Source organism: Phocaeicola coprophilus DSM 18228 = JCM 13818 (assembly GCF_000157915.1).
Taxonomy (GTDB): Bacteria; Bacteroidota; Bacteroidia; order Bacteroidales; family Bacteroidaceae; genus Phocaeicola; species Phocaeicola coprophilus.
Genome location: NZ_EQ973649.1, coordinates 10,872 through 20,311, shown reverse-complemented (window position 1 = coordinate 20,311; position 9,440 = coordinate 10,872). Strand labels below are relative to the sequence as shown.

The 9,440-nt window shown below is 45.5% G+C and carries 10 protein-coding genes; 7 read left to right on the top strand and 3 right to left on the bottom strand.

Annotated features, from left to right (window positions below; all coding sequences use genetic code 11):
• Window positions 1–46: 46 nt before the first annotated feature.
• Entirely contained in the window at window positions 47–697 is a 651-nt protein-coding gene (locus BACCOPRO_RS14470; protein WP_008144773.1) for a MarC family protein, read from the top strand.
• A 128-nt stretch (window positions 698–825) separates the two neighbouring features.
• Here the strand turns inward: BACCOPRO_RS14470 and BACCOPRO_RS14465 are convergent, their stop codons facing one another.
• Together BACCOPRO_RS14465 and BACCOPRO_RS14460 are read right to left on the bottom strand one after the other, a co-directional pair.
• Entirely contained in the window at window positions 826–1,797 is a 972-nt protein-coding gene (locus tag BACCOPRO_RS14465; RefSeq protein ID WP_008144770.1) for a glycoside hydrolase family 130 protein, read from the bottom strand.
• 43 nt (window positions 1,798–1,840) lie between these two features.
• Window positions 1,841–3,205, bottom strand: a complete 1,365-nt coding sequence (locus BACCOPRO_RS14460) for an MFS transporter (protein ID WP_008144768.1) — start codon at window positions 3,203–3,205, stop codon at window positions 1,841–1,843.
• Between the two features lie 176 nt (window positions 3,206–3,381).
• Between BACCOPRO_RS14460 and ahpC the strand changes: the two genes are divergently transcribed.
• The 6 genes from ahpC to BACCOPRO_RS14430 all read left to right on the top strand — a co-directional run bounded on the left by ahpC (window position 3,382) and on the right by BACCOPRO_RS14430 (window position 9,221).
• Window positions 3,382–3,948: an alkyl hydroperoxide reductase subunit C gene (gene ahpC / locus BACCOPRO_RS14455; protein WP_008144766.1), complete on the top strand. Its 567-nt coding sequence runs from the start codon at window positions 3,382–3,384 to the stop codon at window positions 3,946–3,948.
• 16 nt (window positions 3,949–3,964) lie between these two features.
• Window positions 3,965–5,515, top strand: coding sequence for an alkyl hydroperoxide reductase subunit F (ahpF, locus tag BACCOPRO_RS14450; RefSeq protein ID WP_008144765.1), 1,551 nt, complete (start codon window positions 3,965–3,967; stop codon window positions 5,513–5,515).
• 212 nt (window positions 5,516–5,727) lie between these two features.
• Window positions 5,728–6,564, top strand: a complete 837-nt coding sequence (locus BACCOPRO_RS14445) for an ABC transporter ATP-binding protein (protein WP_008144764.1) — start codon at window positions 5,728–5,730, stop codon at window positions 6,562–6,564.
• Between the two features lie 14 nt (window positions 6,565–6,578).
• Entirely contained in the window at window positions 6,579–7,436 is an 858-nt protein-coding gene (locus BACCOPRO_RS14440; RefSeq protein ID WP_008144763.1) for a hypothetical protein, read from the top strand.
• Window positions 7,433–7,810 (top strand): GntR family transcriptional regulator, encoded by a 378-nt coding sequence (locus tag BACCOPRO_RS14435; RefSeq protein ID WP_008144762.1) that lies wholly within the window; start codon window positions 7,433–7,435, stop codon window positions 7,808–7,810. Before BACCOPRO_RS14440 ends, BACCOPRO_RS14435 begins: the two co-directional genes overlap by 4 nt.
• Before the next feature lie 64 nt (window positions 7,811–7,874).
• On the top strand, window positions 7,875–9,221 hold the full coding sequence (locus tag BACCOPRO_RS14430; protein WP_008144761.1) for an MATE family efflux transporter: 1,347 nt from the start codon (window positions 7,875–7,877) through the stop codon (window positions 9,219–9,221).
• A 7-nt stretch (window positions 9,222–9,228) separates the two neighbouring features.
• Here BACCOPRO_RS14430 and BACCOPRO_RS14425 read toward each other — a convergent pair.
• The coding region (locus tag BACCOPRO_RS14425) for a pyrroline-5-carboxylate reductase dimerization domain-containing protein (RefSeq protein ID WP_008144760.1) at window positions 9,229–9,440 on the bottom strand (212 nt) is incomplete at its 5' end.

Here is a 9,440-nt window from a genome sequence, read left to right as displayed (position 1 = left end):
AATGCAATGTTTGTCTATATTTGTGTATTAATATAATTAAATCTCTATGGACACAATTATTCCTTTTGCACTTTTGTGCTTCACGTCATTCTTCACTTTGACGAATCCGTTGGGTACAATGCCCGTATTCCTGACTATGACTAAAGGTTTGGATGAATCAGAACGGCAGCATATCATAAAACGTGCTACCATTATTTCATTTATTATTTTGATCTCTTTTACTTTCTGTGGACAGTTCTTATTTAAATTCTTTGGAATTTCAACTAATGGTTTTCGTATCGCAGCAGGTATCATTATATTAAAAATTGGATATGATATGCTTCAGGCACGTTATACGAATACGAAATTGAAGGATGAAGAAATCAAGACCTATGCTAATGATATTTCCATCACCCCATTGTCAATACCGATGTTGTGTGGTCCCGGAGCAATAGCTAATGGAATTATCTTGATGGATGATGCTCATACCTGGGAATTAAAGATAACCTTGGTAGTGGTTATTGCAATAGTCTATTTGCTGACCTATATAATTTTACGCCTGTCTACCCGTTTGGTTTCTGTCATAGGTGAAACTGGTAACAATGTGATGATGCGTCTGATGGGACTTATCCTGATGGTTATTGCGGTTGAATGCTTTGTTGGGGGAGTGAAGCCTATCTTGATTGATATAATTCAGAGCAGCCATTTGGTTCCATAGATGTATCTCTAATAGATTTGTTTAGTAATTCCCGGAATAGCAAGATATATGATACGAAGGAAGGCTGTACAATAACCCTGGTTATTTGTTACAGCCTTCCTTATTATTAGAATGTCTTAAAATAAAAATCAGAGAATTGATGTGCGTTTGACATAATCAATGATCTCATCGATGTAGCCGAAAGCCATTCCTACTACCGTGTCTGCAGCACCATAATATACAGCAACACGTTTCCCGTCTTGTAGTGCGGCACAAGGGAATACCACGTTCGGTACATCTCCCTGCAATTCATAAGGTGCAGCCGGTGCTAACAGATAGTCACGGGTACGGTATAGAACCTTTTCTGGATTCTCTTTGTCCAGAATTGCTGCCCCCATGGAGTAACGGAAACCGTTGCAGGTTGTAATCACTCCATGATAAAACATTAACCATCCAGCTTCTGTCAGGAAAGGAACAGAACCAGCTCCGATCTTTGTACATTGCCATGCACTTTCCGGGAAAGGCGTTACTTTCATTACACAACGATGCTCTCCCCAATATTTCATATCCGGGCTGTAGCTGATGTAGATATCTCCAAACGGAGTATGTCCGTTGTCACTTGGGCGACTTAACATGGCATATTTTCCGTTGATTTTCTGAGGAAATAAAACTCCGTTCCGGTTGAAAGGCAGGAATGCGTTTTCGCATTGGAAGAATTCCTTGAAGTCGAAGGTATAGCCGATACCAATGGTAGGTCCATGATAACCATTACACCAGGTGATCCAGTAACGGTCTTCTATCCAGGTTACACGCGGATCATATTTATATTCAGATTCAATCATATCCGTATTGCCGGCTTTAAACTGAATCGGCTCATGATTGATTTCCCAGTGAATACCGTCTTTGCTGAATCCGGCAAAGATATTCATCTGTACCGCTTTATTATCACAACGGAATACACCGGCAAAACCATCTTTGAAAGGAACGACAGCACTGTTGAAAATACTGTTGGAAGAAGGAATATGATAACGTCCGATTACCGGATTCTGAGAGTATCGCCACATCACATCCGTACATCCTGCCGGACGTTCTTCCCAAGGCATGTTTATTTTTTCAGTCATATCATAAAGTTTTTTAGTGATTAATAAAATCTTCTTTAAGTGATTATTCCTTTTCTCCTTCTATTAAAGTACCGTCCTGATTATACTTGAATGGGACAAAGTAAGTGATTAAGAAGGCAGGTATCGTAGCAATCAGTACAAAGATAAAGAACGGTTCATAGCCGCTGGGCTTATTAAACCATTCCTCAAACAATTCGCATACCCATCCGCTGAGCATTCCCGGAATCATCACTCCCAGGTTCATGATGCCAGAAGCAAAGGCGTAGTGCGCCATCTGATGTTTTCCAGGGGCAATTTGTTGCATCATAAATAAGGTAAGTCCGACAAATCCGAAACCATATCCGAAATATTCAAAGATGATACCGCTGCAGATAAGCAAACCATTGGTCGGTTGGAAGATGGCAAATAAAGTATAGACCAGAAATGGCAGATTGAAGATGCCGCATAATGTGAAAAGCGTTTTTTTCAATCCCCGGGATGAAATATAATATCCGGCCAGTAAAGAACCTAACACAAAAGCTGCCGCACCATAGCTGCCATAATATAGCCCGATCTCTTTTTCGCTTAGTCCCAGACCTCCCATTTCCCGTTCGGTCTTGAGGAACAGCGGAACGATTTTCATGACAAAACCTTCAGCAAAGCGGTAGAGAATGATAAAGCAGATGTAATAGACAATATGTCTTTTCCGGAAAAAGTCGATTAAAACTTCTCCCAGTTCTACCATGACCTGCTTTCCCGTCCGATGCACCTCAGCTGCGGCCCGTTTTCCTCCTGACGGAAGCATAAAGATATGATAAATACCTAATAAAACCATTACAGCACTCAGAATTGCCATAATGATCATCCAGGCATGTTGGTTTGCATCATATAGACTGTCTCCCTGACTTGTGGATTTCTCGATCAGGATTCCTGCCAGGTAGACCAGTCCTCCTGTTGCAACAATTTTGGCAATGTTATAGAAAGCTCCCTGCCAGCCGATATATTTAGACTGGTCGGCATTGGACAGTTCCCCCATGTATACGCCATCGCATGCGATATCATGGGTAGCACCGCTGAATGCGACAATGGCCAGTAGGGCAATGGTAATGCTGAAAAAGTGAGGAAGATTTAATGCAAAGGCTACAAGTCCAAAAGTGATGCCTGTAATCAGCTGAGTAGCTATGACAAAGAATTTTTTAGTTTTGAACAGCTCCAGGAACGGGCTCCATAGAGGCTTCAGAGTCCAGGGAAGAAGAATCAGAGAAGTCCAGAAAGTAATCAGTTTGTCTTCTACTTCTAACCCCTTAAACATAAGTACTGTCACCATATTTAATACGACAAATGGAAGCCCCATAGCAAAATAGGCTGTAGGAACCCAGGTGATCGGACTCCTTTTCTGAGTTTGATGAGTTGATTGTGAGTTATTCATGGTATTAATTTCTTATGCGCCAAAGGTACATATTTAATTGTGAAACTCGGATACTTCCCTGCTAATTATTTCAGAATACCTAGATTTAGGTATTGACTGCTTTTCCTCTAGCCCGTATCTTTGCATTGTAATAATTACAAATTTAAAACAAGATATTAATTTAAAAAGTAGTTTATATGACATCAATTATTAATTCAAGAATTCCCGAGTTTAAAGTACAGGCGTTTCACAATGGCAAGTTTGTTACAGTGTCTAATGAAGATCTGAAAGGCAAGTGGGCTGTGTTCTTCTTTTATCCGGCCGATTTTACATTTGTCTGTCCGACCGAATTAGTTGATATGGCTGAAAAGTACGAGCAGTTCAAGGCAATGGGAGTAGAAGTATATTCTGTCAGTACAGACTCTCATTTTGTGCATAAAGCCTGGCATGATGCTTCCGAAAGTATTCGTAAGATCCAGTATCCGATGCTGGCAGATCCCACCGGGGCTTTGTCACGTGCCTTTGGAGTAATGATCGAAGAAGACGGAATGGCGTATCGGGGAACCTTTGTGGTTAATCCGGAAGGTTTGATTAAACTGGTAGAAATTCAGGATAACAGTATCGGCCGTAATGCAGATGAGCTTTTGCGCAAGGTGGAAGCTGCTCAGTTTGTAGCGGCTCATGATGGTGAGGTATGTCCGGCCAAATGGAAGAAAGGGGCTGAGACTTTGAAACCAAGTATTGATCTGGTCGGAAAAATCTGATTGGAAAGGAGGAAATATGCTGGACGTATCTTTGAAAGAACAGTTGCGAAGCCTGCTGGGACAGCTGGATGCGGATTATGTTTTCGATATTTCTGTCCGTCAGGATCATGAGTCGTATGCAGAGCTGATCGAACTTCTGGAAGAGACAGCCTCTTGCTCTTCCCGCCTTTCCTGTCGTGTAAGGGAAGGCAGCGGACTGGAGTTCCGTTTGCTGAAGAATGGTGCGGATACGGGTATCTGCTTCCGGGCAGTTCCGAATGGGCATGAATTCAGTTCTTTGCTGCTGGCTGTTCTGAATGCAGACGGAAAAGGAAAGAATCTTCCGGATGCGGCAGTTACCCGTCGTATTGAGGCTTTGCAGGGACCACTCGAAATAACAACTTACATGTCACTGACGTGTACCAATTGTCCGGATGTTGTGCAGGCTTTGAATGTCATGACACTGTTCAATCCGCAGATCACCCATGTGGCTGTAGACGGAGCTTTGTTTCAGGAAGAGACTCAGCGCTTCAAGATTCAAGCGGTTCCGGCAGTCTTTGTTGGTGGAGAACTGTTGCACGTCGGACGCAGTACGCTGGGAGAATTGCTGGACAAGCTGGAAGCCAAGGCTGGAACGCGTGCCCAGGAAGTAACTCCGAGTGAACATCATTTTGATATTCTGGTTGCCGGAGGCGGACCGGCCGGAACTGCTGCAGCTGTTTATTCGGCCCGTAAAGGATTGAAGGTGGCGATAGTGGCAGGAAGAATCGGCGGACAGGTCAATGAAACTGTTGGTATTGAAAATCTGATCTCTGTTCCTTATACCACAGGACAAGCCCTGGCCGGTGATTTGAGAAAGCATTTGGATGCTTATCAGATTGCTGTTTTTGACAACCGGCAGATTGAATCATTCATGTTGGAAGGTCAGGAAAAGGTCTTGCGGGTGAAGGGAGGCGAAATATTCCGTGCGCCGGCTTTGATTGTTGCAACCGGTGCATCCTGGCGTAAACTGGGCATACCCGGTGAAGCCGAGTATACCGGTCGTGGTGTTGCTTTCTGTCCACATTGTGACGGACCTTTCTATAAAGGAAAACATGTGGCCGTCATTGGCGGAGGCAATTCCGGTGTAGAAGCCGCCATTGATCTGGCAGGAATCTGTTCGAAGGTTACTGTGCTGGAGTTTCTCGATACACTGAAGGCAGATACCGTTCTTCAGGAAAAACTCCGTTCTTTGAGTAATGTGGAGGTATTCACCAGCCGTCAGAGCCTGGAAGTGATGGGTGACGGAGAAAAGGTGACAGCCTTGCGAGTGAAAGACCGGGAAAGCGGAGCTGAAGAAGAGCTTTCACTGGATGGGATTTTTGTGCAGATTGGCCTGACTCCAAACAGTCATCTGTTTAAAGAAGTGCTGGAAACAAACCGTCCGGGAGAAATCGTGACCGACAAGAATGGCCGTACTTCTGTTCCGGGTATTTATGCGGCAGGAGATGTTTCCGATGTGGCTTACAAACAGATTATTATCTCCATGGGAGAAGGTGCCAAGGCAGCCTTGTCTGCATTCGAAGACCGTATGCGCGGTGTTCTTTAGCCTGAAACAATACTTTCCTTTTTGGCAGGAGCATGTGAATCGTCGTTCAGAAAGATCCATGCTCCTGTTTGCTGATATCTCTTTTTTTGATTCTTAATGGTTGTTAAATTTTGAAATACCTCTTGTTATTTCAAAAACAATACTTACATTTGCGGTGTACTATTAAACTAATACACTAAATAACTATAAACAGTCACAACATGAACACGTCAATGATAAAGATCGAAGGGTTAACCTTCAAGTATGGAAAGAGAGCTTCCGTCTTCCAGGACTTCTCCCTGGAGATGGAAGCCGGAAAGGTAATCGGCCTTTTGGGCAAGAACGGTACAGGAAAATCTACCCTGTTGTATCTGCTGAGCGGACTGTTACGCCCTCAGGCCGGACACCTTTATTTCAGAGGGGTAGATGTACAGAAACGCTTACCCCAGTCTCTGGCCGATATGTATCTGGTGCCGGAAGAATTCACACTGCCTAATCTCAGTCTGAATCAGTTTGTCAGGTTGAACGCTTCCTTTTATCCTCGCTTCAGCCGGGAGATTCTGCGGAACTGTCTGGAAGATTTCGGTCTGAATGAAGACATTCATCTGGGAGAGTTGTCCATGGGGCAGAAGAAAAAAGCCTATATGTGTTTTGCACTGGCAGCCAACACTTCGCTGCTGCTGATGGATGAGCCGACCAACGGACTGGATATTCCGTCCAAGAGCCAGTTCCGGAAAGTTCTGGCATCGGGAATGAGTGAAGAAAAGTCTGTCGTGATTTCTACCCATCAGGTAAGAGACATTGACCGTCTGCTGGACCATGTGATCGTGATCGACGGCAGTCAGGTATTGCTTGACGAGTCTGTGGTCCGTATTACCGACAAGCTGTTTTTTGCCGAACAGGGAATGAGTGATCCGACGGACGATGCTCTTTATGTGCAGCCTTCAGTTCACGGAAACAGCGTCATCCTGCCGAATCATTATGGAGAAGAGAGCCCGTTGAACCTGGAACTGTTGTTTAACGCCCTGCTGACAGAGAGTGAGAAAATACAAAAGATATTTACTGAATAAAAACACGCAAGATAATGACTACGAATTTTAATTTCACACGCTTCACGAATCTGTTGAAGCTCGATATAGCTGAAAACTGGAAAAACTCCCTTTTTGGTTTGTTGGGTATTTATGCCGCTTTCCTCATCCCTATGCTGGGATGGTTGTGGAATCCTTCCGCATACAGCTTTCATCAGTTCTGCAACAATATGCTGGGAGTCGTTTTTCTGGTAACCAGTTTTTTCTTCATATTTTATGCTTCCCGCATCATGATCTGCATGAACAGCAAGGAGAAGCGTATCTCATACCTGCTGCTTCCGGCCACGATGTTTGAAAAATTTCTTTCCCGCTTCGTGATTGTTACAGTATTTCTTTCGATTCAGGTATTTGTTGCCCTGCTGGCACTGGAATTGTCACGCTATCTGTTGCAGCCGCTCTTCCGGCTTCCTGCCGAGTTCAGTCAATCGATGCTGGCAGAAATGGCCGAGATGATGTCTCGCACGGGACGCGCTCCTGTTAATATGGATGGCGAATATGCTTATAGCAAAGTCCTGATGCAGTTATTGGGATTCATTTTCCTCTTGTGGAATCATTCCCTGTTCATTCTTGGCGGAAGCCGCTGGTACAAGCATCCGTTCCTGAAGACTCTGGGAGTAATCATTGCATTCAATCTGATAGGCGGAGTTATATTTGCCAGACTGGTTGAAACGGGAATGATGGAACGCTTTTTCCAGTGGATGAGTGAAAACTTCGAAGAAACTCCGGCAACGACCAACGGACTGATGACAGCAGGCTGTCTGATTTTCGCTTCACTGACAATTTTCAACTGGTGGCTGTCTTACTGGCTTTTCACCCGTTCACAGGTTATACGACGTAAATGGTTGGGAGTATGAAGTTCAAGGAAAGCAAATCTATTTATTTACAGATAGCCGACCGGATCATGGATGAGATACTCCGGATGGTATATCCCGAAGAAGGGCGTGTCCCTTCTGTTCGGGAATATGCCGCAATGGTAGAGGTCAATGCCAATACGGTTGTCCGTTCCTATGATTATCTGCAGGGACAGGAAATCATTTACAACAAGCGTGGAATCGGTTATTTTGTGAGCTCGGGAGCCCGGGAGCGGATCATTCAGCTCCGTCGTCAGTCTTTCCTGCAGGACGAACTGCCCGACATGTTCCGGCAGATTCATCTGCTGGGTATTCCGCTGGAGGAGATTGCAGCCATGTATGAAACCTATCTGAGCGAAAACGGAGAGAACTCTTGATGTAGGTCAATCCTTTCACCGCCGGAAAAGCAGTAACTTTGCAGCCGGAAATGAGGAAAGGATCGTGGAACAGGCTATTCAACAAACCAATATTCGCAAGGGACTGACCGGACTGGTGATTCCCATCTTTATCGAAACATTATTGATCATGATGCTGGGGGCGGTAGATACCGTCATGCTGAGCCAGTATTCAGACGAAAGCGTTGCTGCCGTAGGGGTAGTGAACCAGATTGTGATGTTCGCATTCCTGGTGTTCGAGGTCATTAATATCGGAACTTCGGTTCTGTGTTCCCAGTTTCTGGGAGCCGGCCTGCGTCAGAAGATGGTTCAGGTAGTCGGTGTTTCCCTTTGCCTGAATCTGGCAGTCGGTCTGCTGGTCAGTGCCATTCTGCATTTCGGTGCGGAAACTTTGCTTGGCTGGATGGGATTGCGTCCCGAACTGTTGAAATACGGAGTCGGCTATATGCAGATTGTGGGAGCCTTTGCCTTTTTCCAGGCACTTTCACTGACAGTTTCCGCTTCCCTGCGGAGCGCCAACAAGGCTATTTATCCGATGCTGGTCACGGTGTTGGTCAATGTGATGAACATCATCGGCAATTACACCCTGATTTTCGGTAAGTTCGGTTTGCCTGCCCTCGGTGCGGAAGGAGCGGCGATTTCTACTTCCATTGCACGCGGAGTCAGTATGGTAGTGCTCTTTGTGATTCTTTTCCGCAAGCACATCCCCAGTTTCCCGGTACGTTATTTCCGGCCTTTCCCGTGGAAGGAACTGAAGAATCTGCTGAAAGTGGGACTTCCTTCAGCGGGCGAGAACATGTCGTACAGCTTCTCGCAGGTGGTGATTACTTATCTGATCAATATGCTTGGCAACAATGCGCTTGCCACACGCACCTATACAGTGAATATCGTGATGTTCGTTTATTTGTTCGCCATAGCCATGGCACAGGGAGGCGCCATCACTATCGGCCATCTGGTAGGCCAGCGTAAAGTACGTGCTGCCTATCTGCTCGGCAAATATGTGATGCGCCTTTCCATTCTGGTTTCACTGATTCTTTCGTGTATATGGGCCGCTTTAGGGCATACCATCTTCAGTCTGCTGACCGATAATCCGGAAATTATCCGCATGGGTGTTACCGTGATGATTATCGATGTTGTGGTCGAGATCGGACGTGCCGTCAACATTTATGCGACCAATGCCCTGCGCTCAGCCGGGGATGTAAACTATCCGTTCTATGTCGGTCTGGTAGTACAGTGGACCGTATCAGTCGGTTTCAGTTATCTGTTCGGCATTCACTGGGGATGGGGACTGGTCGGCATGTGGTGTGCCTTCCTGCTTGATGAGAACATCCGTGCGTTCATCTTCGTCAAACGCTGGGGCAGCATGAAGTGGGCCAAGAAAGCTTTCTGCTGAGCCGTACTTATACACTGGCCTTGAGTGCCCGGATAACGGCAGCACTGAATCCGGCCATCTCCAGTTCATTTACTCCCTTGATCGTAATACCTCCCGGAGTCGTCACTTTTTCAATTTCCAGTGCCGGATGTGTCTGTTCGTTGGAAAGCAGCAGCTGGGCGGCTCCTTCCAGAGTCTGAGCCAGCATCTTCATGGCATCCTGAGGCTTGATGCCCATTT